Raw genomic sequence first — 26096 nt, 5'->3', positions numbered from 1 at the left:
CCAACTCTAAAAAAGTAACATAACATGAAAGTTTTACCCCCACGACAAAATATCCCACTTATTGTATTTCATGAAATAATTATTCAACAAAGCAACCTCCAGCCCCACTGGACACAGTGGGGCTGGAGGTTACGCTATTGTGTATAGCTTCATCATGCTCTAGGAGTCATTATCTTGCCAGTCTACGCGTAATAACCAGCACTTTACCGGTATCCAGTTCCTTCTCATAAAAGTTCGCTTCAGCAGGACTGAACCCGAGAGAGGTAATCTTGAAGCGGAGCGCATTGCCGCGTGAACGGAACAAGTTGGCAATGGCGCCAAACAGCCCCTCTTCACTGAGATTGACTTCATTCACGTCCGCCGTATCGGCGATGCGGCTTTCACGACCGGAATCGTGACTGAGAACATAAATATCCTCTTTGTTAATGCCGCCGTCGCGCAGTCGGTTCACTTCCTCGATCGCCTGAATGCCGTTATCCACCAACTTGGCATGAGCCATTGTACCGACTGATTCCATGAAATCACGCTCCTTGTCATAAATAAGAAGACGCCCTAAAAAAGCGGCTGACTGTTTATTAACCCGAACATACCGTGTTGAAACAGATTATGAAGAATTGGCATCAAATAAATCGATGCCCTCCCATGTTCCGGTCACAGGGCTGCGGTAAATCTTCAGCGCAGCGCTTCCTCTTATATAGACATCTCCGTCCTCGGCGACAAAATCCGGAGCACCGAGCAGTTCACGGACATTGCCCTGCGCAGGGTTCAGGCGGACACCGCTTAGCACAAGCCCGTATTGTTCTGCCTGGGCAGGAGTCACATGAACATACAGCACCGCACCGCCGCATACACCGGCTGACATGTCGGCATATTGATATTCGAGGCATTCCTGCCAGGGATCGGGGGCGACATGCAGTGGCATCCCCTTCCGCTGCAGCAGTTCAGCTTCGGTTGCATACAAAGGCACTCCGGCCAGTGAATCGAAACGGCTGAGGTAAGCCTGCTCCTGATCTTGCCCCTGATTCAAGGCCAGAATCACCTCAGACTGCAGGGGCAGCAGGGCAGCCGGGGAATACTCCGGCCCGGCAGACGGGGTATTGAATGACGATAATAAGCCAAGTAGTAACCAGATGATATTCATCGCAGGTCGTCCCGCCTTTCAGTGGAGTTGCCCGCCTGCCGTGTACTTATCGGCGGAATTTCTGCCAGATGGCTGCTGCGGTATCTACGGTCTTAAGAACAGTGGCCACCTTGCTGGAAGATTTATTCTCGTTCACAGCCTTGTAAGAACTCAGCGTGCGCTCTTCCGCAGGCGTCAGTTCGTTATTATTAATCGAAACCGTATCAGCCTTCTCCTTCAATTCACGTGATTTGCGGAATTTCTCAATCACCGTTACGGATACTTGCTTCACGGTCAGCGTCAATTCGTTCATAACATCACCCAGATTCTTGACCGAGTCAACAATCGGATCGATTTTTTGTATTTTGCCCTGAACGTCAGCGGTAATATCATTGGCATGCCTAACGGTTGTCTTTACTTCATAGGTAAGCTCGTCGACAGTCTTCTGAACTTCCTGCAGAGTCTGGCTGACTTTATCGAGGGACACTTTCGCGGACTGTAAGGTCTTAATAAGGAAAAATACAAGGACGGCAAATGCAATGGCTACGAGTGCTACGCTAAGTTCAATAATCATTCGGATAACCCCTTCCACTTCATAAATGTCGGCGTGCTCTGCCTTGATAATGCATAGTTACCCGGAGGCTCCCGGGCCGAAACAATCTGTCAAGCGTCTGTAAGCCTATCTCTATCCCTCCTGTTTCATCAGTCATCAGGCCGTTTAAACATTGACTACACCACACACGGAAAGGATGACATAACATGTTAAGATGGTCCGTACTCCTGCTGGTTATTGCACTGATCGCCGGCATATTCGGTTTCTTTAATATCGTATCTGCGGCAGTGGGAATTGCCAAAGTATTATTCTTTGTCTTCCTGGTTCTCTTCGTCATTTCCCTCTTTACAGGACGCCGGGGAAGATCGATGTAGGGACCGGATAAGCAGATCAGCTTAAGCAAAAAAGGATTTCAGGCCCGGTGACTCTGGTTCAGAGTTACGCGGGCCTGTTCTATGAAGGCGGCCGGCAAAGCCTACTATATATATATTCATCCTGCAGAAAGTGTAGGCCTTTCCATGCTTAATGTCACAGCAAAGTAAACGGATGCAAATTTTTTTTGACTATTAGGCGTTACACCCGGTTTCACCCTATGCACTTTTGGTTTACATGCTTATTAGCGCAGCGCTTTATGGAAAAATCCACACACCCAAACCACTATTAGGAGGAATTATTCGATGAAGAAATTAGCCAGCCTCACCGTTGCATTAGGACTTATGGCTTCGATCGCCGCGACCGCCTCGGCAGCCGAAGTGACCACTGTCGACACCACCACAACCGTAACTGGAACCACTTATGTCGACCCGGCTGATCCTGTAATCACTCCTGCCGATATCAAGCCTGCGACTCCGCAAATTATTCTGACCCAGGCCACACCGTTCCACTTATCCACCAACAGCATGACGCCGGTAGGCTGGCTGGGCGCCCAAACCATTGATACCACAGGTGCTGTGGTAACCGATGTGTTCGGAAATGAATGGCGAGAAATTTATACATGGCTGGGCAAAGCCTGGATCAAGGTTCCTATGTCTGCCTATGTAATCACTCCATAAAAAAAGCCCCTCAAAGTATGTAGCCTTTGAAGCGCCAAACAACAGGAAAGGCTATCCCTGCAGTAGATTCGTCCACTGAAGGGATAGCCCCAACTAACATCCGCCTTAGTTCACCCGTCACAAACCCTCGCGAAACAATCGCTTCTTTGTTTCACTACTTCTATATTAGCGGATGACCGAACCTCCGTAAAGGAAACGGTTCATCCAAGAAGCGCTTAATTTATCTACTCTTACTCCGCCCGAAGATACGGAATACGTATGCAGAATCTGTCCGTCTCCCAAATACATGGCGACATGTGTGATTCTGGCCGTGGACTTGTTGATTCCGGCATAAGCCGAAGCCGAGCTCCCTTTATAATCCATAAAGAACATCAGATCTCCGCGTTTGAGAGCCGAGATATCGGTTACCGCCCTGCTGTTTTCCTTAACCCAGGTGCCTTGCTGCCGGGAATCGGCAGGCAGCTTCAGATTAGCCGCATCCATGAAAATCTGCCGGATAAAGTCCGAGCAGTCGAACGTGCTGGTATTGCTGCGGCTGGAACCGAACTCATAAGGAGTTCCCAGATAACCCATGCCTGCGGCAATGACTCTCTCAAGGACTGCAGATGAAGCCGGCGGCGTTGGCGCCGGAGTCGGTGTTGGTGCCGGCGTAGGTGTCGGTGTCGGCGCAGGTGCTGCACCTCCAACCGAAATGTACTGATCGGAAGAACTGGTGTAGCCGACTGTCCCTTGTGAGGTCTGCACCTTATACCAATAGCTATTGGTCTCTTCCAATATTACCACTTGATCCCCTTTGTTTAAATACCCCAGAACTTTTCCGCTGGTCGAAGGTGTCTCGCGCAGGCGGACCGAAGACTCGATCACTGCAGTCGGTGTAGCGGCAGGTGCCGCAGCAACGCTGATGTACTGGTCATCCGTGCTGGTATAACCCACTTCGCCCGACGCTGTTCTCACCTTGTACCAATAACTGTTCGTTTGTTCCAATATAACCACTTGGTCGCCTTGCTTCAGGTATTTGATTACACTGCCGCTTGTTGAAGGACTCGTGCGCAGACGAACCGAAGATTGAATGATTCCGGTTTGTGAAGCTGTTGCCGTAACCGACGACCCGGCTGTAGCCGCGAACGCCCGCTCCGGTGCGGACACTCCCAATGATACTGCAAGCGTTGCCGAGACCAGTAACGTTGCAGCCACTTGCTTGTAAGTTGTGATCATAGCGTTCCCCCGCTTACTATAGTGAGAAATCCAACAACGGCGCGCGCTACGATTGTTGCTTTCTGCCCTCATTATAGGGGTAGGCATGACTTTGGAGCATGCTCCAAATCTCACAAAAAAGCTTGCCAAGTTATGGCAAGCCCCGGGTCTATAGTCTTGAATTCTCCTTGGATTTGGTGGAAATTACAGCTAACTAGGATTTTCCCGGGCCTCCTTGGCCGATGGCTCCACATGTACCTGCACATTCATTATATTATGAAGCTTACCCATCCGCTCCTCAATTGAATCACTGATTCGATGACCCTCCATGACAGTAATTCCGGCATCCACCTCCACAACGACATCCACCAGGACGTGATTGCCGTGCACCCGGGCCTTCAAATCCTTGATCGCCTCCACCCCCGGCGTGCGTGCGATGGTGCTGCGCAGGTCCAGCAGCCGGTTCTCCTCAAAGCCGTCGGTCAGGCGGTAGGTTGAATCACGGAATATATCCCAGGCTGTCTTCATGATCAGCAGCCCGACAACGACTGCCGCCGCCGAGTCAATCCAGGGCAGGCCGAACTGCGCGCCGACAATGCCGACTGTGGCTCCAATGCTGACGAGCGCATCCGAGAAGTTATCCTTGGCAGCCGCCATTAACGCTGCGTTATTAATCCGCTGGGCCAGCCTTTTGTTATATACATAAACGCCGAGCATGGCAACCGCACATACCAGCGCTACAGCGGCAGACCGGATATCCGGCACCGCCTTGCCTCCCTCGAATAAGGAGCGCACCGCCTCCACAATCACCTGGATGCCAACCGTCGCCATAATGAATGAGGCCAGCAGCGCCGCCACCGTCTCGGCCCGGAAATGCCCGTACGGATGATCGGCATCAGGCGGCTTGCGCGAAATCCGCAGCCCGATCAGCACTGCGGTTGAGGCGACAATGTCGGTCAGATTATTGAAGCCGTCGGCAATCAGCGCACTGGAGGCAAACAGCGTACCGCTAATCAGCTTAAAGGCAGAGAGCACCAGATAAGCGGCGATGCTGATAACGGCTCCCCGCTCTCCCTTGCGTATATCCTCATAAATATCGCCCATTGGCACCAGCCTCCCTTAATGATCCCTATGTTTATGTTCCCGGCATGGGCAACCATTCCTTGAACTATTCTTGCCCTTGTAGCGGCATTTAAAAACCATTAGAATGAATTCTATAGGACTTGCTTCTTAAGGAGGTTAACACAATGAGCGAAAACAATGAACGGCCAAAGGTCAACCTGGCAGACGCTATCCGCCAGAAGCTGGAGCAGAAAAAGCAGAACTCCTCGGCGAAGCCGGGTGCGAATTTCCAGGCAGGCTCCGCCAAGCCGCTGAAGAGCCAAAACAACAAGAAGCCCAATAATCAGCGCCGCCGTACCGGCGGGTCTTAGGACCTGCGGCAGGGCACTGCTGCCCGGCCTGGAACGATAAACGGCTGCATCATTCCCATGGGATGATGCAGCCGTTTTTATATATTTTCGGGGGAATCGCTCCAGACCAAGGCCCCACTTTGTGGGGGGTGAAAATATCTTAGGGGTCCCCGCAAAGTACCTGAGTCTACTCCAGGTAAAGTGCCCCACTTTGTGGGGGGGGTAATATCTTAGGGGTCCCCGCAAAGTACCTGAGTCTACTCCAGGTCAAGGCCCCACTTTGTGGGGTTGTTTTACGCTTCCACAGGATACATGCGCTGGCGCATTTCTTTAATCTCCGGATTATCCAGGTATTCGTCGTAGCTCATGCTGCGGTCAATGACACCTGCCGGAGTAATCTCCACAATGCGGTTGGCAATGGTCTGGATGAACTGATGGTCATGCGAGGTGAACAGGATCGTGCCGTCGAAATCAATCAGCCCGTTGTTCAGCGCGGTAATGGACTCCAGATCCAGATGGTTTGTCGGCTCATCGAAGACCAGCACGTTGGCGCCGTTGAGCATCATTTTGGCCAGCATACAGCGGACCTTCTCGCCCCCGGACAGCACGCTTGCCTTCTTGAGCGCTTCTTCCCCGGAGAACAGCATACGGCCCAGGAAGCCGCGCAGGAACGTTTCGTCCTGATCCTTGGAGTATTGGCGCAGCCATTCCACCAGATTCATATCCACCCCGTCGAAATAACTGGAGTTATCCTTAGGGAAATAGGCCTGGGTCGTTGTAACGCCCCATGTATATTCACCGGCATCGGCTTCCTGTTCGCCCATAATGATCTCAAAGAGCATCGATTTCGGCTGGGAATAAGGTCCTACGAAAGCAATCTTGTCTCCCTTGTTCACGACCAGGCTGAATTCGTCCAGCAGCTTATCCCCGTCTACCGACTTGCTCAGGCCCGAAATGGTCAAGAGCTGTTTGCCGGCTTCACGCTCCGGCTTGAAGTTCAGGAACGGATATTTACGGTTGGAAGGACGGATGTCATCCAGCGTAATTTTGTCCAGTTGCTTCTTACGCGAGGTAGCCTGCTTCGACTTGGAAGCATTCGCCGAGAAACGCTGAATGAATGCTTGCAGCTCCTTGATCTTGTCTTCCTTCTTCTTGTTGGCATCGCGCTGCAGTGCCTGCGCGAGCTGGCTGGACTCATACCAGAAGTCGTAGTTGCCGACGTACATCTGGATTTTGCCGAAGTCGATGTCTGCGATATGGGTACATACTTTGTTCAGGAAGTGACGGTCATGGGATACCACAATAACAGTACCTTCATAATCCATCAGGAAGTTCTCCAGCCAGCCGATGGATTCCAGATCCAAGTGGTTGGTAGGTTCGTCAAGCAGCAGGTTGTTCGGGCGGCCGAACAGCGCCTGAGCCAGGAGCACACGTACCTTCTCATTGCCGCTCAGCTCAGCCATCTTCTTGTCATGCAGTTCACGCATAATTCCAAGGCCGATCAAGAGTGCAGCTGCATCCGGCTCCGCGTCCCAGCCGTTCAGCTCGGCGAATTCGCCTTCCAGCTCGCCGGCACGCAGGCCGTCTGCTTCGGAGAAGTCGCTCTTGGCATACAGGGCGTCCTTCTCTTTCATAATTTCATAGAGCCGGGTGTGACCCATGATTACAGTCTCCAGCACCTGATGCTCATCGTATTCGAAATGGTTCTGCTTCAGGACCGCCATACGTTCGCCCGGGGTCATATGCACGTCGCCCGTGTTGGCTTCAATCTCTCCGGACAGGATCTTCAGGAAGGTCGACTTGCCGGCGCCGTTGGCTCCGATCAGTCCATAGCAGTTGCCGGGTGTGAATTTTATGTTTACGTCCTCAAAAAGTGCGCGCTTTCCGTAGCGGAGTGTTACGCCGCTTGTACTAATCATTAAGCATTACCATCCTTTTCACATAGGGTTCCGGCTCATTATAGCATAAATCGGGCGACATTTGGCTGCTAAAACCATTCATTACCGCCTGCTTACGCGAAGCTTTCATTAAATTGCACTCACTTCTCCGCATAACGCTCTTCAGGGTGGACAATCAGCGTCTCCCCGTAGCCCAGCGCCCGTATCCGCTCTTCGGCGATTCCCGCCGCCACACGGGCCAGCTCCATCCGGTCCAGCGCCTCCCGCGCTGTATCATCGGCCAGCCGGAAGGTGCCGAAATGCATCGGTATCATCAGCTCGGCGCCGACATCCACGAACGCCTGCACCGCCTCTTCGGGATTGACATGCTGTGAGCTCATGAACCATTCGGGTTCATAGGCTCCGATCGGCATCAGCGCGATGTGGACCTTATAGCGGCTGCCGATTTCCTTAAAGCCCGGAAAGAATCCGCTGTCCCCGGCAAAATAAAGATTCGGCGGCAGCTTCCGCCTGCCGTCTTCTCCGGGCGGATGCTTGTCCGGATCAGCGGGCTCCAGCACAAAGCCGCCCCAATGGGAGGTGTTCGTATCGAACGGTGTCCGCCGCGTCCAATGCTGGGTCGGCACAAAGGACAGCTTCACCGGTCCGACCGTCAGCTCCTCCCACCACTTCATCTCCAGGCAGTTGCCGAAGCCCTTGCGCTGCATCTTCCGCTTCAGTCCGGCCGGAACAACAAGAGTCGTTCCTGTCCGGTACAGCTTGCGGACCGAATTCAGATGCAGATGGTCATAGTGGGAATGGGAGATGAGGATCAGGTCAATCGGCGGCACCTCGCGGATCGGAATGCCCGGCTCGCTGATGCGCTTCTCGAAGCCTAGCCGCCGCGCCCAGATCGGGTCCGTTATAATGTTGAGCCCTTCATATTGTATGAAAAAGGTGGAGTGGCCGATCCAGGTAATCGTCGTCTCCAGCCGGTTCCCGCCCAAGTATTCCAGCTGCGGCGGATGGTTCGGCACTCTATAGGTATAATCCTTCTTCTTGCGGCGGCGTTCCTCGCGCCACTGGCGAAGGTCCTTGAGCGTCTTGTCGGTGCTGACGTTGTCGATATTGTTGTAACGTAATCTGGCCATTTCCGGCACCTCTCCTTGAATATGCTATATAAACTGGAACAAAAACTGCCGAACAATCACAAGCTCCATTTATATAATACAAATTTTACCCTATTCTCTTCAGCCTTAAGCGGACCGACGCTACCGCCGCTTTGTGTTCTCTGCCGTAAATGATGTAAAATGCGGATATACAATCATTGTGATAAGAGTCGTTGACAAAGGGGGAAGCGAAACGTATGAAGATTACTTTTATTGAACCGACGCCAAGTCCAAATACGATGAAGCTTCATCTGGACGAAAGCCTGGAGCCCGGCATCCGCCGGACCTACACACCGGAAAGCCTGCGCAGCGCACCGGCCTGGGCGCGGGATATGCTGGGCATTCCCGGCGTGACCAGCATCTACCATGCGGCGGACTTTGCCGCTCTGGAGCGCAAGGGCAGCGCGGACTGGGCAGCCATTCTCCGCGAGGTGCAGGCCCGGTTCGGTGCGGAAGGCCTGAGCGCCGAAGTACAGGCTGGCGGAGACGAGACCTACGCCCACTTCGGCGAATCCCAGGTCTTCGTGCAGATGTTCCGCGGCATCCCGATGCAGATCCGCGTGAAGACCGGGGGCGCCGAAGAGCGCATTGCCCTCGCCGCCCGCTTCACGCAGGCGGTGACGGATGTGGCCAGCGCCGTGCTGATCAAGGAGCGCAAACTCACCGATTACGGCGTGCGCTATGGCGAGCCGGCCGAGATCGCGCGCGAGGTCGAGCAGGAGCTGGAAGCGGCGTATCCGCAGGAGCGCCTCGACTCCCTCGTGCAGCAGGCCATCGCGCACGGCACCAGCGGCGAGTTCGTCGAGCAGCGCCACAAGAAGGAGCGCTCCGAGCTGCTGCAGGACCTGAGCAGCGAGGATTGGCGCGTGCGCTACGCCGCGCTGGAGAACCTTGGCGCCGAGCCGGAGCTGCTGCCGCAGCTGCGGGCGGCGCTGCACGACCCCAAGCTGCAGATCCGCAGGCTTGCGGTCGTGTACCTGGGCGACCTGCGCACGCCGGAAGCGATGGAGCTGCTCTATGAGGCGATGTCTGACAGCGCTCCGGCCGTGCGGCGCACGGCCGGGGATACGCTGTCAGACATCGGCGATCCGGCAGCAACGCCGGTGATGACGCGCGCGCTGGGCGATGCCAGCAAGCTCGTCCGCTGGCGGGCGGCCCGCTTCCTGTACGAGGTCGGAACCGCCGAAGCCGAAGAGGCGCTCCGAGCTGCCGCCGACGATCCGGAATTCGAGGTCGGCCTGCAGGCCCGCATGGCCTTGGAGCGGATCGCCGCCGGCGAAGAAGCGGCCGGAACCGTCTGGCAGCAAATGTCCGAACGCCGGCGGACCTGACACCGATCTGCCGTATTTTGTTATTGCTTGGCCCGGTGCGTATGCATTATACTAATCCCTGTCTATGTTCATAATTGTATAAAGATAGCCTCATCATACCAAAGATGAGGTAGAGGTCGCGAATATGATAAGTACGCGCGGGGAGACGTCAAAGAGCCGTCGATGATCCGTGTGGAAAGGCATATTCGCCGAAGCCCGTGCCGCTGCTCCTACTCAAGCCGCACGGACTGGGGCCGTTGCCGAAAGGGACGGAACTGTCACGGGAGCGAAGTCCGGAGGCCGTAAGGCTGCCAGGGACCCGCCACCGTGTTGCGCTATCTTGACAGGGAGTATGATGCGGCAGCCGTATATTCAGGAACCGCAGCAGCCGTCTGCGGTTTTTTTGCGTTCACCGGCTTTCTACGCGCAGGCACTCCCGCTCATGAACAAATCCATGACAACCTACACAAAGGAGTGTCTTTAATCATGCAAGCACAGCAAGACAACGGTGCGCTAAGCTCCGGCGGCAACGGCGGCGGACCCACGCTGCGCAAAACCTTTAAGGCCCGCCATCTGACGATGATCGCCCTAGGCGGCTCCATCGGCACCGGGCTGTTCCTCGCCAGCGGCGGGGCCATTGCCTCTTCCGGTCCGGGCGGCGCGCTGCTGGCCTATCTGGCCGTCGGAATTATGGTGTATTTCCTCATGACCAGCCTGGGTGAAATGGCGACCTATATGCCTGATTCCGGTTCTTTCAGCACCTACGGTACCCGCTTTGTCAGCCCGGCCTTTGGCTTCGCCATCGGCTGGAACTTCTGGTACAACTGGGCGGTAACGATTGCCGCCGAGCTGGCCGCTGCTACCGTAATCATTAAATACTGGTTCCCGGACAGCAATTCCGCGCTCTGGAGTCTCCTCTTCCTGCTGCTGATGTTCGGACTGAACGTCCTGTCTTCCCGCGGTTACGGGGAGTCGGAATACTGGTTCGCGATCATCAAGATCGTCACGGTGATTATTTTTCTCGTGGTCGGCGTGCTGATGATCTTCGGCATTATGGGCGGCGAGGCTGTCGGTCTCAGCAACTTCCAGCTTGGCGGAAGCTCCTTCCATGGCGGCTTCTTCGCCTTCGTCGGCGTATTTATGGCTGCCGGCTTCTCCTTCCAGGGCACCGAGCTGGTCGGCGTAGCGGCGGGCGAGAGCGAGAATCCGCGCCGCAACGTACCGCGGGCGATCCGCCAGGTGTTCTGGCGCATCCTGATCTTCTACATTTTCGCGATCATTGTCATTGGCATGCTGATTCCGTATACCAACCCGGACCTGCTGCGGGGCGGCATCGACGATATCGGAGTTAGCCCGTTCACCATCATCTTTAATAAGGCCGGGCTTGCCTTCGCCGCCTCGGTCATGAATGCCGTCATCCTCAGCTCCGTGCTGTCTGCAGGCAACTCGGGCATGTACGCCGCTACCCGCGTGCTCTACGCGATGGCCAAGGACGGCATGGCTCCGCGCGCGCTCGGCAAGCTGAACAGCCGGGGCGTCCCGGTCGGGGCTCTGCTGGTCACTACTGCCGTCGGCATGCTCGCCTTCCTGGCCTCCTTCTTCGGCGACGGCGCCGTCTACAACTGGCTGCTCAACGCCTCCGGCATGTGCGGCTTCATTAATTGGCTCGGCATCGCCGTCTGCCATTACCGGTTCCGCCGCGCGTTCCTGAAGCAGGGCCATTCACTGGATGAGCTGCCTTACCGGGCCAGATGGTTCCCGTTTGGGCCTATCTTCGCCTTTGTGCTGTGCCTGATTGCCGTCCTCGGCCAGAACATGGGCGCGTTCAGCGGCGGTTCCATCGACTGGTATGGCGTACTCGTATCCTACGTTAGTCTGCCGCTGTTCCTGCTGATCTGGTTCGGCTACCGCTGGGTTAAGAAGACCAAGGTGGTGCCTCTCGATCAGTGCGATCTGAGCACGACGGAAGGTTAACCATTGTCCACAGGCAACCGTATTTAGAGACAATAAGGGGCTGCCCCCAAAGCCATGAAAGTGGCTATGGGACAGCTCCTTTTTTGTCGTTGCGGACGGTGAAATACGGGGCATACCTTCCCTGTCTTGTCCTTACTTCCGTTCTGTTTTCGCCTGGGTCCAGCCTTGCCTTACTTCTGCCTCCGTCCTTGCCCCTTTGCCCTTGTTCATTCCTTGTCCATACTTCCGTCTTGTACGGTCTGTTGCACAATCAATTCCGGAGAGTCAAGCTCACAAACTTGAATAAATCCACATTGCATAGGGTTTACAAGTCTTAGTCCATAATATCATTTACTTTTCAGAGTAATTATTTTACTATTAAAAGAAAACATTAGGTGGTGTATTGCCATGGAGGAGCTTCATCTTAACGCCAAGCTGCTGCGCAGCCGCGTGCCGAATCTAACAGCTGCGGCGAAAGCCGTCGGGCTGCGTCCGGCGACCGTATCTAACCTTTGTACAGGCAAGATTCCGCTGGGCCGTGCTGAAGTCCGGACGCTGGCTGCCCTGGCCATGCTGGCCGGCTGCACCATGGACGAGCTGGTCATTCGCGGCCCCAGGCTGGAGCTGCTGGAGACCGGCATCAAAGTATTGGATTTGCTCGCACCAATTGTTCGCGGGGGCATCGCCGGCGTTGTGGCCAGACCGATGACGGGACAAATGGTTATGCTGGCGGAGCTGATGATCCGGCTTCGCCGGAATGGTGCGCATACGGTGTTCTGGAAGCCTGCGATGGACGTTCCCGGGATCACCGACGTTGAGCAAGCGGCTATGGATGTTTGCGGGAGCAGTGATGACGTAATCCGGTGCCTTGAAAGGCTGGCTCCCAAGCAAGACGTTGTCCTTGGTGCGGACCGTGAAACGTCGATTTCGGGCGAGTTATTCGAGCTTCAAGAACGTGTAAAGTCGACTGGAGCAAAGTCTGTCACAATATTACTGGTCGATGCCAGAGGAAATGCCGCTGACGAGGATATTCCGTATGGTCCGCTGGATACCTATCTGAAGTTTGATACCGAGCTGTCGTCCCGCGACATGTATCCCGCTATTGATCCGGTCAGTTCGACGTCCGTATTGCTTGAAGGAGCCCAGCTTGAGCCCCTGCACATCCAGCTGCAGCAGGCCGCGAAGCGATTGCTGCGCCGCTATCGGGAGCTGCGTCCGATAGCGGCGGCGCAAGGTGCGGAAAGATTGCCGGAATCAGAGCTCCTGCTGTATCGCAGGGGGGAGCGGCTCGAGGCGTACTTGACGCAGCCTTTCTTCGTTGCCGCCTCTTATACGGGCAGACCCGGCTTGATTGTTCCGCTAGAATCACTGCTCGCGGATGTCCGGTCCATTTTGGCCGGGGACCTCGATCACACGGAGCCCGGTAAGCTGCTCTATACGGGTACAATCAGCGGAACTGTATCTAACAGAGGACAAGGAGACGGATTATAATGGATGTCCTTGCTGCAGACTGGAAGCTGACAGAGGATTTCAGTCAGGCTCCGGAGACCATTCTTGACGCAGCCTTCAACAGATACTCGGAGCGGTATCGCCTAGCGGAGCCTACCGTCCGCGCATTTGTCGAGGAAAGAGACCGGGAAGAGCGCATCCGGCGAGAGCTGGAAAGGGTCCGGAACCGGTTCATAAGCGCAGCGAAACCGCCACTTTACGGCCTGCCGATTGGCATCAAGGATTTGTTCCATACCGATGGCTTACCTACAGGTGCGGGCTCCGGACTACCTTCATCTGCATTGACAGCCCGCGAAGGCAGTTTGATTCAGAGACTTCGTGAACAAGGGGCATGGATCGCCGGCAAGACCGTAACAGAGGAGTTCGCGTACGCGGGACCGATTCCAACCCGGAATCCCACTGCACCGGATCGTACGCCGGGCGGTTCAAGTGCGGGCTCGGCCGCATGCGTCGCATCCGGCATGTGCCCTATAGCGGTCGGTACCCAAACACTGCGATCGGTGACAGCGCCTGCCTCCTTCTGCGGAGTTACAGGCTTCAAGCCCAGCTATGGCCGTATCCCGCTGGACGGCGTGATTTTACTGGCACCGTCGTTCGATACCGTGGGAATCTTCACTGCGGATGCCGCTTCATTGGCTTCGGTTGCGCCTCATGTCATTTCCGGCTGGGTGTCACCCCGGCAAGGAAGAAACCCGATTGAACCGGGTCGCAAGCCGGTGCTCGGTATCCCCAGCGGTATCTATATGAAGCTTATGAGTGACGGGGTTCGGTTAGCCTTCGAGAAGCAGGTAGCTGCGCTCATTCAAGCAGGGTATACGGTTCGCACAGTCGAAATGCCATGGGAGGACGAGTTCATTTATGGGGATGCCATGCTGTGTTTCGTTCAGGGTGAGATGGCCCAGGTACATGAGCCATGGTTCGCAGAACACAGGGAGCGTTATGGCGAGGCGGTCCGGCAAGCCATTCTGCAGGGAAGAACCATCATTGCCGAAGAGCTGGATCGCTATCGCAGAGGACAGCTCAGCTTGCGAGATGATCTGTCTGAAGCAAGGCGCGCACAAGGAATTGATCTCTGGATTTCTCCGGCCCAAGGAGATGTGGCTCCGCTTCATGGCGGGCGTACCGGCTTTACGGGCATGACCGCGATCTGGACATACGCCGGATTGCCGACAATCAGCCTCCCTGGAGGGCATGCAGAAGGATTGCCGCTTGGCTTCCAGTGCATTGCCGATTTCGGACAGGACGAAAGCCTGCTGCACCATGCTCAGCAAATAGCTCAACTATTGTAACGGAGCTACCAAGCGGCTGAGCCAAGATACTTCATAATAAGTTGAAGGACAACAGCGGCAGTCTAAGACTTATTCCCAAGTCTTGATCAGCCGTTGTTGTCCTAGGATGAATCACTCATTCCCTTAATTGTCCTATTCACAAGACGAACCTGGCCTCGGCTTCTCTCCTATTGCCAAGTAATATAAACCTTCAGATCGCCGGTATTGTCAAACGGGCTGCTGCTGTAGGAAAGCTGCTCCAGCCCAAGGCTGTACAGCTCCTGCAGCGCGCTCTTCAGCGTACTCTCGCCGCCCCGGTAGCGGAAGAGCAGCGATTGCTCACCGGCGGACATTGATTGCTGGACCAGCTGTTTGAGGCCGGCGGCGGAAGTAACGACCTGCTCTTCTTCGTACAGCCTGTAGTCGAGCTCCGTCTGAAGCTGCTGATATGCGGCGGCGCCCGCCCCGCCCCGGCTTACCAGATCTGCCAGCGTCTTGGCGTACAGCGTACCGGCCGCCGGATAAGGCTTGCTCCAGCTGTGGTCGCGGCGCATCTGGGCATCTGTCCGCATATAGTAGGCTGTGCTTATCTCTCCTTCAGCACCGTTAACAGGATCATCCCAGGTAGTATCGAGATGGTACCATGCACCTTCCAGCTGCACCAGGTTCCACGCGTGGGTCTGTGCGGCCTTCCCTTCCGCCCGGGCCGTTCCTTCCACAATCTTGTTCGGAATGCCTGCGCCGAGCAACAGCTTGTAGGTCAGCAAGGAATAGCCCTGGCATACGGCGCTGCCGCTGGAAAGCCCTTCATAAGCCGTATACTTGCGGTACGTATTGTCATATTCCAAATGAAGCACCACCCAGTCGTGGATAGCCTTAATCTTCTGATGATTGTTCATGCCGGGCGTAATAATCTGCTGCAGAATCTGCTTTACGCGCTGGTTGACGTAAGCGGTCTGCTGCTGCGTTTCCCGGTACTTCACCTTCACCGTTACATTCGCCGACCGGGAATTCCCCCGATATGAATAAGCATAATTGTCTACCGTATAGTACAGGTAAGGGTCACTTCCCATAGCTTTATCAATAGCGCTCTGTACCTGAGCCTTCAAGCCCGCCGTCTTGCCTTCGTACACAAAATCAATCGTCTCCCGGCGGTTCCCCATGGCAGCGGTCAGCTTCTGGGCCATTTCACTCACCGAACGAAGCTTTACAGCATCGGCAGCATAGGCCTGATCCCAGCCCCAGTAGAGCACGGGCGGCAACGCCCCGAACACCAGCATACTTCCAAGAACCGCCTTGAGCAGCGATCTCTTTCTTTTTCCCATAATTCCTTCGTGCCCCCTGCATCAATAATCGCCCGTAAGCAGATAGTGCCTGTTATAGTAGATGCCGCTAAGTCTCTCCGTACAACCTTTATCCCGCAACAATGCAGGCGTCAGCGCAGAACGAAGCAATCATCTATACCTTATTATCGGCTCGGCAAAAGATTCCTTACACTTTAATCCCCCGTGTAATAAGGATATTTCTTTCTACTTGCCGATCACTTGCAGCGGATCAGCACGGCAAACAGGCCAGCCGGTTATGCCCGGCTGGCCTGTACTGCATCTTCAGCTTTATGCGTTTACCGTTACGATGTACACCTCTCCCGCCTGAAGCTCAAGCGGTTGTTCTCCTGGCACTACGCTGCCGTCCGCCAGCAGCACCTTCAGTCCAAGGGCATAATTCAGGCGGCATACTCCGTCATGCGCGGCGGCAATCCGCGCGGTGACCAGCCGGCTTCCCTGCCACTCGATATCGACCGTAAGGCCGCCGCGGGCCTTGAGCCCTGTGACCTTGCCGTTCTTCCAGCCTGCAGGAAGCGCCGGAAGTAAGCAAAGCACGTCCAGATGGCTCTGCAGCAGCATCTCGGCGATCCCCGCCGCTGCCCCGAAATTGCCGTCGATCTGGAACGGCGGATGGGCATCGAACAGGTTCGGGTAGATCGAGCGGGTAAGCAGCGTACGGACAAAGCCGTAGGCGGCTTCTCCGTCCTTCAGCCGCGCATAGAGATTGATCAGCCAGGCGCAGCTCCAGCCGGTATGCCCGCCTCCAGAAGCAATGCGGTGCGCCAGTGAACGCCGGCTCGCTTCGAGCAGCTCCGGCGTTTCCAGCTCATTGATCAGTGTCCCCGGGTATAAGCCATACAGATGGGAGACATGGCGGTGACCGGGCTCGGACTCTGCGAATGGCTCACTCCACTCCAGCAGACGCCCGTCTGCACCGACCTGCAGCGGTGCCAGACGCGGGAGCGCCTCCTCCAGCAGCTGCCGGAACTCCGCATCGGCATCCAGCAGCGCAGCCGCTTCGATACAATGACCGAACAGCTCGCGGATTAAGGTCATATCCATCGCTGTGCCCGTGGATACACTGCAAGGTCTGCCTTCCGCATCCAGGAAGCGGTTCTCCGGCGAGGTCGACGGGCTGGTTACGAGCAGACCGTCTGCGTCCTCTACCAGCCAGTCGAGGGCAAACAAGGCCGCGCCTTTCATCAGCGGATAAGCCCTCTCTTCGAGGAAGGCCCGGTCCGGCGCATACAAATAATGCTCCCAGAGATGGCGGCTCAGCCACACGCCGCCCATCGGCCAGAACGCCCAGCTGGCATCTCCGCCCGACGGCACCGTGCTGCGCCACAGGTCCACATTGTGGTGGGCTACCCAGCCACGGGCACCGTAATGCACCCTGGCCGTGCGGGCTCCCGTCTCACTGGCCTCGCGGATGAAATCCATGAGCGGTTCGTGGCATTCATGCAGATTGGCGACCTCGGCCAGCCAATAGTTCATTTGGGTATTGATATTGGTCGTATAGTTGCTGTTCCATGGAGGGGTGACATGCTGATTCCAGATGCCCTGCAGATTGGCTGCCTGGGTCCCCGGGCGGGAGCTGGCGATCAGCAGATAACGTCCATACTGGAACAGCAGCGCCTCCAGCTGCGGGTCCTCCGCTCCAGCCTGGTAAGCAGTCAGCCGCTCGTCCGTCGGCAGCTCAGCCTTGTCCTGTCCGCCGAGATCAAGCGCAACGCGGCGGAACAGCTCCCGGTGATCGGCCATATGCCGCTCGCGGAGCTCTGCGTAAGGACGGGCTGCAGCCGCTGCCAGCCGCTGCCGGCAGTCAGCGGCAATGTCAGCAGTTCCGCCCGCCGGGACCTCCGCCAGATGGCTTGCCCGCTGCTTCATTTCCTTGTAATTGGTTCCAGAGGCAAGCAGCAGCAGCGCTTCGTCCGCACCGGAGATTACCAGCCTGCCGTCAGCGTACTCAACGCTTCCGCCGTTGGCTAACACTTGCAAGTGAAGCTCAAAACGCATACCCAAACCATCTTCGTACAATATTGCCCCCGGATGGTCCCGGTGATAATTATCGGCGATATGTGTCGGTGCGCAGCCTTTCAGCACCAAATATTCTCCATCAAATTCAGCCGAAGCCTTCAATTCGCTGCTGAGTGACAGTGCCGCCTGCAGACCGCCTTTGACCTCGCTGGCAAGCTTAACTACAGCAACATCATCGGGTACGCTGATAAAAGCTTCGCGGGTAAACCCGTCCGCCCCGCTCCGGTATGCCACTTTGGCGATTCCGCTGTCGAGGTCAAGCTCCCTCGTATATCCGCTGACGGCAGTGGCCTCCAGATGCTCGATGAACAGGTCCCCCAGCGGCATGTATGCCTGACAATTGACGCCAAGCATCTTGGCGTTAACTAATTCTTCAGCTTCCGCGTAGCGTCCCTCGGCCAGCATGGAGCGCACTCTGCCCAGATAGCGCAGCGCTTCATAATTATTGGTGTCGCGCGGAAATCCGGACCACAGTGTGTCTTCATTGAGCTGCAGCCGTTCCCGCTCCACTCCGCCAAACACCATGGCTCCCATATGCCCGTTGCCCAGGGGCAGTGCCTCTTCCCATTCCACCGCCGGCTGATTGTATTTTAATTTCCAGCTGTAGCCTGAAGTCTCTCCGCTCATCTTTCTGTCCTCCCTGAAGAGTGTCTTGTGAATACAGCAAAGGCCCTGACCGAGGTCGGGCCTTTGCATTTCTTTCATTCATTAGAACCGCTCCGAATCAACCCTTACAGGTCTTTTCCAGTCCAGAGTTCAACTCTCTGCTTCACGAGTCCAGTGTACTCGGCTTCCATGTCCTTAGCGCCGGCTTTGTCCAGCTCAGCCAGGAACGCATCATACACTTTGTCGAAATCTGCCGGTGCAGACAGGATTGCTTCTGGAATACGTTTGCGGATAATATCCTGTGTCTTCTGGTAGATTACTTGATATTGGCCGTCAGTAGGAGTCGGCATGTTGTACAGAGCGCCCCATTCCTTGGTTGGGAACGCATCTTCAGCCGGGAACAGATCCTTCCAGGTAGTTGCTTTATAAGCAGCAAGCGACTCTTTCTCAACATCAGAGTAGGAAGCTACGATTTCTTCCGGGAAGCTTGTAGTATAGTAGTTGCCGGTGGAATCCTTCACGCCGTCGCCATATTTAGCGCCGAATACGCCGTACAGGCCGATACCGGATTCTTTGGTGAAGTTGTTGACATCATTTACTTTTCTGTCTTTGATTTCGGCCGGCACTTCACGGACGCCATCAGCGTTTACGGTGTAATGCTTGCCTTCAATACCCCAGTTTCTGAGCACTTGACCTTCTTCGGAAGCCATCCAGTCCAGGAATTTGATGATGCGGACCGGATCTTTGGCTTCAGCCGAGATAGCCAGACCATAGCCGTCGATACCTGTTTGCTGGAAGGAATGATCTTGATATTCCTCAGACATGGTTACCGGGAAATGAGCATAAGTGTAGTCATGCTTGCCGGCGGATTTCAGAGCATTCTCAGCATCCTGGTATTCCCATTCCTGAGAAATCAGGCCCAGTACGCGGCCGCTTGCAATCTTGGCTTTGTATTGGTCATCCTTCTGTACGAAGGTGTCTTTGTCCAGGAGGCCTTGGGCATACAGACCGTTCAGCCAACGGAAATATTCTTTTTCTTCCGGACGTTTGTAGTGCAGCTGAGCTTCATAGTTTTCCGGATTGATGTAGTATTCACCGTCGTCCGGCAGGCCGGTTGAAATAAACGCTGGGTTAGTAACCGTAATCATAATCTTCCAGTCATCTGCATTCAGCGTCAGCGGAATGGTCGGCTGACCGTCGGTCTCAGGATGCAGAGCAACATAATCCTTAAGCGCCTTTTCGAAATCAGCTGTGGTGCGGATTTCCGGATAGCCCAGCTCTTTCAATACGCGGTGCTGGAGTTCAAAACCACCGGTAGCGTCAAAGCTCTGTTGATTTACACCGGCATTGGTTGGAATGGAGTAGATAGCCTGGTCTTCGTTGCTGTATTTCAGACGGTTCATGTTTTCGCTGAACAGCTTCTTCATGTTCGGCGCATGTTCCTCGATCAGGTCTGTCAGATCCAGGACCATTCCTGCATCAATCAGCTTGCCCAGGTTACCTTTGGCGAAAATAAGGTCAGGCATGTCAGCACTTGCCGCCATCAGAGAGATCTTGTCCTCTCCGCCGCCGCTGGCCACGTCATATTCCGCTTCAATAGTTACGCCTGTCTTCTCGGTAATGGCTTTACCGACGTCGTCCTGCATGTTGTTCCAATTCGGGCTGGTGTCAGCGCCGAAGAAGGTAATCGTCATCGGGCTTGTATCCTCGGCAGCGGCGTTGTTGCCGGCTGCTTCGCTACCTGTGTTGGTGCCTGTATTGCCGCTGTTCGCAGCATTGTTGGCCGCATTGTTATTGTTGCCGCCACATCCGGCGATCAGCATCGTGCTGAGAAGCATCAGTGTGAAGACTGTTTTTGTACTCTTGCGGTTCATTTGTTCTCCCCCTTGAATAATTGTGTAAAGCATCTATGCATAATCAGGAAGGTCCTGAGTATACCATTGTTAGCGCTTGCAAAACCACTACAACAAGAATTATTGTTCACTTACTTTTCGCATCTGCTTAAGCGGATTAGGGTGGGAACGCTGTCCCAATCCGAATGTGCCGGATCAGCAATGCGTTCCCATGCCTATTATAGCTTGATTGCTTAATAACAAACCTTACGCCTTAACCGCACCCAGAGTCATCCCGCTGACAAAGTATTTCTGCAAGAACGGGTATACGACGAGAATTGGTACTGTAACGACAATGGTAATAGCCATCTTGATTGATTCCGGTGATACCTGCGCCATCTGGTTAGCCAGGTCATTGGAGTTGGTCATGCCGCTACCCTGATTCGTTGTCGCGAGCACCTTCATCAGCTCGTATTGCAGCGTAGTCAGATGCGACTTGTTACCGTTATACAGATATGTTGTAAACCATTCATTCCATTGACCCACCGCCAGGAAGAGCGTGACTGTGGCCAGTACCGGCTTACAGAGCGGTAGAATAATCTTGTAGAAAATTTTGAAGTCATTGGCGCCGTCCAGCTTAGCTGATTCCTGCAGGGCAAACGGCAGACCATCCATGAAGGAACGGATGATGAATACGTTAAAGGCGGATACTGCACCCGGCAGAACGTAAATCCAGAAGGTGCCGATCAGGTTCAGGTCTCTCATCAGGATGTACGCCGGTACCATACCACCGGAGAAGTACATGGTCAGAATCAGGAAGTAAGAGAAGAGCTTTCTTGCTCTGAATTCCGGACGGCTGAGCGTGAACGCCAGCATCGAGGCGCTGATCAGTCCCAGCAGTGTACCGACTACTGTACGCATTACCGAAACTTTAAAGCCTTGAATCAGGCCGGTATAGCTGAAGATTCGTTTGTAATTATCCAGTGTCCATTCCCGCGGCCAGATGGTAATGCCGCCGCGGACGGTATCCGTAGAATCATTGAAGGAAATTGCCAGCACGTTCAAGAAGGGATAAAGCGTCACAATCATGACAATTCCCAGGAAGATGTACAGAAAGATATCAAATGCCCGTTCGGACTTTTTCAGTTCAAAAGCTTTAGCTGCCACTTTAGGACCCCTCCTTTACATAATGCTCTCTTTAGTAAGTTTCTTAGATACACCGTTGGCGATAAGCAGCAGGATGACACTGACCACTGAGGTGAACATACTGATTGCGGTACCATATGAGAACCGGGCAATTTTAATGCCGTAATTAAGCGCATACAAATCAAGTACTTCAGAGTAATCGGTTAACAGGCTGTTGGTGAGCTGGAACTGCTTCTCGAAGCCTGTCGAGACCATGTGGCCGATCGACATGATCAGCAGAACGGTGATGGTGGTACGGATACCCGGCAAGGTAATGTGGAACATCTGCTTAATTCTTCCGGCTCCGTCGACTTTAGCAGCTTCATACAGCTCTTTGTCGATACCGGTAATTGCCGCCAAATAGATGATGGCATTCCAGCCGGTTTCCTTCCAGAGATCCGATACCGTTACAATTCCCCAGAACATCTTCGGCTGGGCCATGAATTGAATCGGTTCATCAATAATGTTCAGCCACAGGAGAAGATCGTTGACACCCCCGCCTTCAATGGCGAGCATCTTGTAGACGAGGCCCCCGACAACTACCCAGGATACAAAGTGGGGCAGGTAGGATACCGTCTGTACGGTCCGTTTGAACAGGCTGCCCTTGAGTTCGTTGAGCAATACCGCGAACAGGATCGGTACGACAAACCCGAACACCAGTCCGAGCCCGCTCATCGCGAGCGTATTTCTTAGTACGAGATAGAAACGATCATCCGAAAACAGTTCTTTGAAGTTGTCCAGTCCGACCCATTTCTGTTCGCCGAAGGACTTGGCCGGCTTATAATTTTGAAATGCCATCGTCCATCCCCACAAGGGCAGGTAACTGAAGATGAATACCCAGATTACAAATGGAAGCGACATCAGATACAAGTACTTTTGTTGTACTACGCTTTTCCAAAATCCACTCTTCCGCTTTGTAGGTGGGGCGGGGGTTACGCTTTCATTTGCTGTAACACCGTTTTCCGTGAGCGCTTTCACGTTTAATATTCCCCCTTCTTTTTTATATTCATATCATACTCCACCCGATTATTTGCGGATACCCGACAGATTTTACTCAAAATCATATACAAATTTGACATTGCACGAATGCAGGCGGCTCAAGGGTTGAAATCGCTATCAGCAGGTATGGAAAATGAGATTGTCGTCCCGTGTCCGTCCTTGCTCTCAATGTTCAAACCGTGCTCGGCCCCGTAATACATCACCAGCCGCTGATGCACATTGCGCAGACCAATCCGGCTTTGCGGTTCTTCCTCCGCCTTATTGATTAGCTCGAGGATTTGGATCAGACGCTGCTCCTTGATTCCGATCCCGTCATCGCTCACCACGATCTGCAGCATATCTCCCGCATAAGTAATATCGACCATCACGTGGACCGTCCCCTCCTTGTTCTCCAGGCCATGGACTACAGAGTTCTCCACGAGCGGCTGGATAATCAGCGGCGGAAGCAGTACATCGGCGGCTCGCGGATCGAAATGTACCTCGTACATCAGACGGTCCTCATAGCGGAATTTCTGGATTTCCAGATAGGAACGGATCATCTCGATTTCTTCCTTCATCGGCGCTCGCTCGCGGCCGACCTCCAGATTCTTGCGCATCAGCTTGCCGAGCTGCCGGACGATATTGGCAATTTCCTTCTCTCCTTTGAGATGGGCGTTCATACGAATCGATTCCAGGGCATTGAACAGAAAATGCGGATGAATCTGACTCGCCATCATCTTCAGCTTGATTTCCCGCTGGGCGATTTCCAGCTTATTGTTACGCTCATTGCTCTCGATTACCTGCTCAATCAATTGATTAATGCTGCGCACCATATAATTGAACTGGCGTGACAGCTGACCGATCTCGTCTGTTCCGTCGATATGCGATACTACCTTCAGATTGCCGAGCGCGACCTGATTCAGCTGGCGGCTCAGCCGGAGCAGCCGGTTCGTGGTTAACAGGGAAATGATATATACCATTACCAGAGCCACCAGCAGCACCCCGCTGATGATGAGCAGACCCAGTGTCCCTACTTTGTTGGCACCGTCCAGAATGCTGCCGGTCTCGAACACCGAGATGACCTTCAGCTTGCTGACACTGGCAGCCGGCCTTACCTCATCGACGATGACATAGGAAGGTTCACCTTTGACATTGGTCCGGATGACATCCTTCGTCTCATTTTGCAAATCGATGTCAATGTCAATCTCCTCCTGTGTGGCACCCACCAGTTCGGGATTCTTCGCAGCTACGATCGTGCCCCACTCGTCCATTACAATCGTCTCGAATGGCTCCTGCACCAGCATGCCGTTAAGCTCATTCTGCACTACCTGCACCATCAGAACTCCGACTTTTCCGTACTCGTTGTAAGGCACCTGCCGGACCAGGCTCAGCTTGTTGATGGACGCCCGTTCGCTGGTCAGGAAGTTCTCATTGTCAGAGATATACATCCAGTAGATTCCGCTGCTCTCCATCGCTTTTTGATACCAATACCGGGATTTCAATTCATCCGTCAACGGAATAATGGACATATTATCAACCAGCGTCTCGTTCTCAATGTAGAAACGGATGTTGGAAATTTCCCGGTACTGGAGAATAAATTCCTGGAAATTCGTGAACTCCCGGTAAGCCTGGGTCAGCTCCAGAATATTGGAATACCTGGTGTTGGCAAGGACCTCCAGCTCATCGGAGAAATATAGCAAATCTGAAATGTCTGTAGGGACACGAAGCTTGCTGGCCAGCTGCGTCTTCACTTTCTCCACGTTGTTCGTGGCCTGCTCGATCGCCCGCTCCAGTGCAGCCTCCCGGAAATAGCTGGTCAGGATAATTCCGACGATCAACACCGGAATCATGACTACCACAATATAGAAGACAATCAGCTTGTTTTTGAACTTCATATTATTAATGATGTTATTGGTTAAGCGAATCAGCTTCTTCATGGAATCCCCCCTTTCTCAAGACCATTCCCCGCTATGCAAGGAAAACAGGCCATTCCCGTCCGCTGCATCCAAACGGGGAATAGCCTGTTTATCATAATCGCTGACAAATCCTTGCGCAAGGTTCAAAATAATCCACAACCGGGGCCATTACGCCGGGCGCAGACCCAGGTACTTTGCGGGGACCCTCAAATCACGCCTGCGTCAATTTAATTCTCTTTGCGGAAAGCGCTTGGCGACACGCCGACATACTTGCGGAACTTGGCGTTGAAGTAATCCGAGTTCATGTAACCAACCTTCTCCGCCACTTCGTAGACCTTCATGCCCTGGGCCAGAAACTGCTTGGCCTTCTCAATCCGGACCTTGTCCAGATACGTATTGAAATGCTCTCCTACCTGAAGCTTGAACATCTTGCCCAGATATGCGCTATTGTAATTAAAGAGTTCGGCGAGCGTACCCAGCTTCAGGTTCTCGTTATAACGCCGCTGAATGAGATCGGTAATCCGTTTGATCTCATCGCCTCTGCCGCCGCTGTTCAAATGTCGCGATAGCCTGGACAGATATTCCACCAGCTTGTTCTCAGCCTCCGTGAGATAGAAGCTGTTGAAAATTTCGGCCGCCGGGGAAGGATTACCATCCGTCCAGGCGCGGACTTCGGGATTCACCGCCTCCAGCCGGGCAATCGTCGTACTCAGCAGCCGGATCATGCTGTCCTTGATCACCGTCTCGTCGTGTTTGACCTCTACCGTCTGGCGGATAATCTCACCGATCAGTACAGGAATGGCCTCATCGCTCCCTGTCTCCACCGCAAGCAGCAGCTCCATCGCTGCGTCGCGCTCCGAATCGGCAGGCTCCTGAAGCTGGTCGGGCAGGTCTCCGCCCTCCTCCGCCTGATCGTAGAGCAGCGTATCCATCCGCGCAAAGAAGGCTTGGCTCAGCCGCTCGCGGGCAGCGGAGAACGAGACGGCGGCCTGCTGCGGGCGCTCCACAGCTCCGCCTGCCGCAGCGACGAAATCGATGTCCTCCCGGGAGATGACATCCTGCAGCTGCCGCCACATTGCCGTCCGGGCGGCCTCATCGCGCAGAGGTTTGTTCAGAAGAATACCCATATAGGGCGCAAGTGTAAAGAACAGCCCCTGCTCCTGGCCCAAACGCCGCTCGAGCAGCTGCTTAACGCGTTCCACCTTGTCTTCTTCTCCTTTGGCAACACGCTTCAGCTCCAGCAGCACCACTTCACAGCTGCGCTCCTCCAGCCCGAGTGCTTCGACCAGTTCATCGGCAGGCTCACCGCCCTCACGCGGCTGCAGCAGTTCGCGCAGCAGTGTCTCATTGCTGACGGCGGGAACCGCTCCATGAAGCCTGTCCAGCTGCTCCTTGCGGCTGATCGTCACCCGCAGCTCCTGCAGGTAGGAGAGCAGTTCCTCCTCGTCCACCGGCTTCAGCAGGTAGCCGTCAATATGGAGGGAAATCGCCCGCTTGGCATATTCGAAATCGGCGTAGCCGCTAAGGATCATAATATGACAGTCCGCCTTCTCCTTGCGCAGCTCATTGATCAGCTCAAGGCCGTCCATTCCCGGCATGCGGATATCGGCGATTACCAGCTTGGGAGCAAAGGTATGAAATTTCTCAAGCGCTTCGATTCCGTTCGCCGCCGTAGCCACGACGGTGTAACCCTGCTCTTCCCAAGGAATCAGGGTGCGAAGTCCTTCTCTCAGCTTGGGCTCGTCATCGACAATCAGCACTTTAATCATGTTGCATTCCCCCTTAATGCGCCAAATCCGG

21 protein-coding genes and 1 riboswitch are annotated in these 26096 nt (G+C 54.5%); of the genes, 7 read left to right on the top strand and 14 right to left on the bottom strand.

What is annotated here, in order from left to right:
* Window positions 1-169 precede the first annotated feature (169 nt).
* The 3 genes from F1379_RS20790 to F1379_RS20780 form a co-directional block, all read right to left on the bottom strand.
* Entirely contained in the window at window positions 170-517 is a 348-nt protein-coding gene (locus F1379_RS20790) for a YflT domain-containing protein (protein ID WP_150273493.1), read from the bottom strand.
* A gap of 87 nt (window positions 518-604) precedes the next feature.
* Complete coding sequence (locus F1379_RS20785) at window positions 605-1141, bottom strand: hypothetical protein (RefSeq protein WP_150273491.1); 537 nt, start codon at window positions 1139-1141, stop codon at window positions 605-607.
* A gap of 46 nt (window positions 1142-1187) precedes the next feature.
* Window positions 1188-1694 carry a DUF948 domain-containing protein gene (locus F1379_RS20780; RefSeq protein ID WP_150273488.1) on the bottom strand — a complete coding sequence of 169 codons (507 nt, stop codon included), beginning with the start codon at window positions 1692-1694 and terminating at the stop codon, window positions 1188-1190.
* A gap of 185 nt (window positions 1695-1879) precedes the next feature.
* On the opposite strand from F1379_RS20780, the gene F1379_RS20775 reads away from it, so the two are divergent.
* Together F1379_RS20775 and F1379_RS20770 are read left to right on the top strand one after the other, a co-directional pair.
* The gene (locus F1379_RS20775) at window positions 1880-2047 is read left to right on the top strand and encodes a DUF1328 domain-containing protein (RefSeq protein WP_150273486.1); all 168 of its coding nucleotides are present in this window, start codon (window positions 1880-1882) and stop codon (window positions 2045-2047) included.
* A 303-nt stretch (window positions 2048-2350) separates the two neighbouring features.
* Window positions 2351-2725, top strand: coding sequence for a hypothetical protein (locus tag F1379_RS20770; RefSeq protein WP_150273484.1), 375 nt, complete (start codon window positions 2351-2353; stop codon window positions 2723-2725).
* A gap of 165 nt (window positions 2726-2890) precedes the next feature.
* Here F1379_RS20770 and F1379_RS20765 read toward each other — a convergent pair whose 3' ends face one another.
* Together F1379_RS20765 and F1379_RS20760 are read right to left on the bottom strand one after the other, a co-directional pair.
* Window positions 2891-3940: a C40 family peptidase gene (locus tag F1379_RS20765; protein ID WP_150273482.1), complete on the bottom strand. Its 1050-nt coding sequence runs from the start codon at window positions 3938-3940 to the stop codon at window positions 2891-2893.
* A gap of 189 nt (window positions 3941-4129) precedes the next feature.
* Window positions 4130-5023: a cation diffusion facilitator family transporter gene (locus tag F1379_RS20760; RefSeq protein WP_150273480.1), complete on the bottom strand. Its 894-nt coding sequence runs from the start codon at window positions 5021-5023 to the stop codon at window positions 4130-4132.
* A 143-nt stretch (window positions 5024-5166) separates the two neighbouring features.
* Here F1379_RS20760 and F1379_RS20755 point away from each other — a divergent pair, with 143 nt between their 5' ends.
* On the top strand, window positions 5167-5352 hold the full coding sequence (locus F1379_RS20755; RefSeq protein ID WP_150273478.1) for a hypothetical protein: 186 nt from the start codon (window positions 5167-5169) through the stop codon (window positions 5350-5352).
* Window positions 5353-5624: 272 nt separating this feature from the next.
* Here the strand turns inward: F1379_RS20755 and F1379_RS20750 are convergent, their stop codons facing one another.
* Both F1379_RS20750 and F1379_RS20745 read right to left on the bottom strand, forming a co-directional pair.
* A complete protein-coding gene (locus F1379_RS20750; protein ID WP_150273476.1) occupies window positions 5625-7250 on the bottom strand; it encodes an ABC-F family ATP-binding cassette domain-containing protein in 1626 nt (541 codons plus the stop codon).
* Window positions 7251-7369: 119 nt separating this feature from the next.
* On the bottom strand, window positions 7370-8359 hold the full coding sequence (locus tag F1379_RS20745; protein WP_150273474.1) for an MBL fold metallo-hydrolase: 990 nt from the start codon (window positions 8357-8359) through the stop codon (window positions 7370-7372).
* Window positions 8360-8574: 215 nt separating this feature from the next.
* On the opposite strand from F1379_RS20745, the gene F1379_RS20740 reads away from it, so the two are divergent.
* From F1379_RS20740 to F1379_RS20725, 4 genes are all read left to right on the top strand, one after another.
* Window positions 8575-9708 (top strand): conserved virulence factor C family protein, encoded by a 1134-nt coding sequence (locus F1379_RS20740; protein ID WP_150273472.1) that lies wholly within the window; start codon window positions 8575-8577, stop codon window positions 9706-9708.
* A 102-nt stretch (window positions 9709-9810) separates the two neighbouring features.
* A riboswitch (Lysine riboswitch) is annotated at window positions 9811-10033 on the top strand.
* Window positions 10034-10173: 140 nt separating this feature from the next.
* The gene (locus F1379_RS20735) at window positions 10174-11661 is read left to right on the top strand and encodes an amino acid permease (protein ID WP_150273470.1); all 1488 of its coding nucleotides are present in this window, start codon (window positions 10174-10176) and stop codon (window positions 11659-11661) included.
* Window positions 11662-12048: 387 nt separating this feature from the next.
* Window positions 12049-13131, top strand: a complete 1083-nt coding sequence (locus F1379_RS20730; protein WP_150273468.1) for a P-loop NTPase family protein — start codon at window positions 12049-12051, stop codon at window positions 13129-13131.
* Window positions 13131-14438, top strand: coding sequence for an amidase (locus tag F1379_RS20725; RefSeq protein ID WP_150273466.1), 1308 nt, complete (start codon window positions 13131-13133; stop codon window positions 14436-14438). The genes F1379_RS20730 and F1379_RS20725 overlap by 1 nt, the downstream gene beginning before the upstream one ends.
* A gap of 167 nt (window positions 14439-14605) precedes the next feature.
* On the opposite strand, the gene F1379_RS20720 is transcribed toward F1379_RS20725, so the two are convergent.
* The 7 genes from F1379_RS20720 to F1379_RS20690 form a co-directional block, all read right to left on the bottom strand.
* Window positions 14606-15742, bottom strand: coding sequence for a transglutaminase domain-containing protein (locus F1379_RS20720; protein WP_150273464.1), 1137 nt, complete (start codon window positions 15740-15742; stop codon window positions 14606-14608).
* A gap of 288 nt (window positions 15743-16030) precedes the next feature.
* Complete coding sequence (locus F1379_RS20715; protein WP_150273462.1) at window positions 16031-18406, bottom strand: glycoside hydrolase family 95 protein; 2376 nt, start codon at window positions 18404-18406, stop codon at window positions 16031-16033.
* 104 nt (window positions 18407-18510) lie between these two features.
* A complete protein-coding gene (locus F1379_RS20710; RefSeq protein ID WP_150273460.1) occupies window positions 18511-20259 on the bottom strand; it encodes an ABC transporter substrate-binding protein in 1749 nt (582 codons plus the stop codon).
* 225 nt (window positions 20260-20484) lie between these two features.
* A complete protein-coding gene (locus F1379_RS20705) occupies window positions 20485-21384 on the bottom strand; it encodes a carbohydrate ABC transporter permease (RefSeq protein ID WP_150273457.1) in 900 nt (299 codons plus the stop codon).
* A gap of 15 nt (window positions 21385-21399) precedes the next feature.
* Window positions 21400-22380 carry an ABC transporter permease gene (locus tag F1379_RS20700; RefSeq protein ID WP_239004749.1) on the bottom strand — a complete coding sequence of 327 codons (981 nt, stop codon included), beginning with the start codon at window positions 22378-22380 and terminating at the stop codon, window positions 21400-21402.
* 119 nt (window positions 22381-22499) lie between these two features.
* On the bottom strand, window positions 22500-24317 hold the full coding sequence (locus F1379_RS20695) for a sensor histidine kinase (protein WP_150273452.1): 1818 nt from the start codon (window positions 24315-24317) through the stop codon (window positions 22500-22502).
* A 206-nt stretch (window positions 24318-24523) separates the two neighbouring features.
* Window positions 24524-26065, bottom strand: a complete 1542-nt coding sequence (locus F1379_RS20690; RefSeq protein ID WP_150273450.1) for a response regulator transcription factor — start codon at window positions 26063-26065, stop codon at window positions 24524-24526.
* Between the last annotated feature and the right edge of the window lie 31 nt (window positions 26066-26096).

Origin of the sequence: Paenibacillus tepidiphilus, from assembly GCF_008635795.1 — a bacterium.
In the GTDB taxonomy this organism is placed as follows: Bacteria; Bacillota; Bacilli; order Paenibacillales; family Paenibacillaceae; genus Paenibacillus_AQ; species Paenibacillus_AQ tepidiphilus.
Note: the sequence above shows the minus strand (reverse complement) of the source record. Positions and strands in the feature narration are given on the sequence as shown.

What these genes read in the sequence shown, in the direction of transcription:
- F1379_RS20785 (WP_150273491.1), bottom strand. Translation starts at nt 1,141, where the DNA reads ATGAATATCATCTGGTTACTACTTGGCTTATTATCGTCATTCAATACC.
- F1379_RS20750 (WP_150273476.1), bottom strand. Translation starts at nt 7,250, where the DNA reads ATGATTAGTACAAGCGGCGTAACACTCCGCTACGGAAAGCGCGCACTT.
- F1379_RS20720 (WP_150273464.1), bottom strand. Translation starts at nt 15,742, where the DNA reads ATGGGAAAAAGAAAGAGATCGCTGCTCAAGGCGGTTCTTGGAAGTATG.
- F1379_RS20765 (WP_150273482.1), bottom strand. Translation starts at nt 3,940, where the DNA reads ATGATCACAACTTACAAGCAAGTGGCTGCAACGTTACTGGTCTCGGCA.
- F1379_RS20790 (WP_150273493.1), bottom strand. Translation starts at nt 517, where the DNA reads ATGGAATCAGTCGGTACAATGGCTCATGCCAAGTTGGTGGATAACGGC.
- F1379_RS20735 (WP_150273470.1), top strand. Translation starts at nt 10,174, where the DNA reads ATGCAAGCACAGCAAGACAACGGTGCGCTAAGCTCCGGCGGCAACGGC.
- F1379_RS20745 (WP_150273474.1), bottom strand. Translation starts at nt 8,359, where the DNA reads ATGGCCAGATTACGTTACAACAATATCGACAACGTCAGCACCGACAAG.
- F1379_RS20760 (WP_150273480.1), bottom strand. Translation starts at nt 5,023, where the DNA reads ATGGGCGATATTTATGAGGATATACGCAAGGGAGAGCGGGGAGCCGTT.
- F1379_RS20775 (WP_150273486.1), top strand. Translation starts at nt 1,880, where the DNA reads ATGTTAAGATGGTCCGTACTCCTGCTGGTTATTGCACTGATCGCCGGC.
- F1379_RS20770 (WP_150273484.1), top strand. Translation starts at nt 2,351, where the DNA reads ATGAAGAAATTAGCCAGCCTCACCGTTGCATTAGGACTTATGGCTTCG.
- F1379_RS20715 (WP_150273462.1), bottom strand. Translation starts at nt 18,406, where the DNA reads ATGAGCGGAGAGACTTCAGGCTACAGCTGGAAATTAAAATACAATCAG.
- F1379_RS20740 (WP_150273472.1), top strand. Translation starts at nt 8,575, where the DNA reads ATGAAGATTACTTTTATTGAACCGACGCCAAGTCCAAATACGATGAAG.
- F1379_RS20725 (WP_150273466.1), top strand. Translation starts at nt 13,131, where the DNA reads ATGGATGTCCTTGCTGCAGACTGGAAGCTGACAGAGGATTTCAGTCAG.
- F1379_RS20730 (WP_150273468.1), top strand. Translation starts at nt 12,049, where the DNA reads ATGGAGGAGCTTCATCTTAACGCCAAGCTGCTGCGCAGCCGCGTGCCG.
- F1379_RS20710 (WP_150273460.1), bottom strand. Translation starts at nt 20,259, where the DNA reads ATGAACCGCAAGAGTACAAAAACAGTCTTCACACTGATGCTTCTCAGC.
- F1379_RS20690 (WP_150273450.1), bottom strand. Translation starts at nt 26,065, where the DNA reads ATGATTAAAGTGCTGATTGTCGATGACGAGCCCAAGCTGAGAGAAGGA.
- F1379_RS20695 (WP_150273452.1), bottom strand. Translation starts at nt 24,317, where the DNA reads ATGAAGAAGCTGATTCGCTTAACCAATAACATCATTAATAATATGAAG.
- F1379_RS20755 (WP_150273478.1), top strand. Translation starts at nt 5,167, where the DNA reads ATGAGCGAAAACAATGAACGGCCAAAGGTCAACCTGGCAGACGCTATC.
- F1379_RS20780 (WP_150273488.1), bottom strand. Translation starts at nt 1,694, where the DNA reads ATGATTATTGAACTTAGCGTAGCACTCGTAGCCATTGCATTTGCCGTC.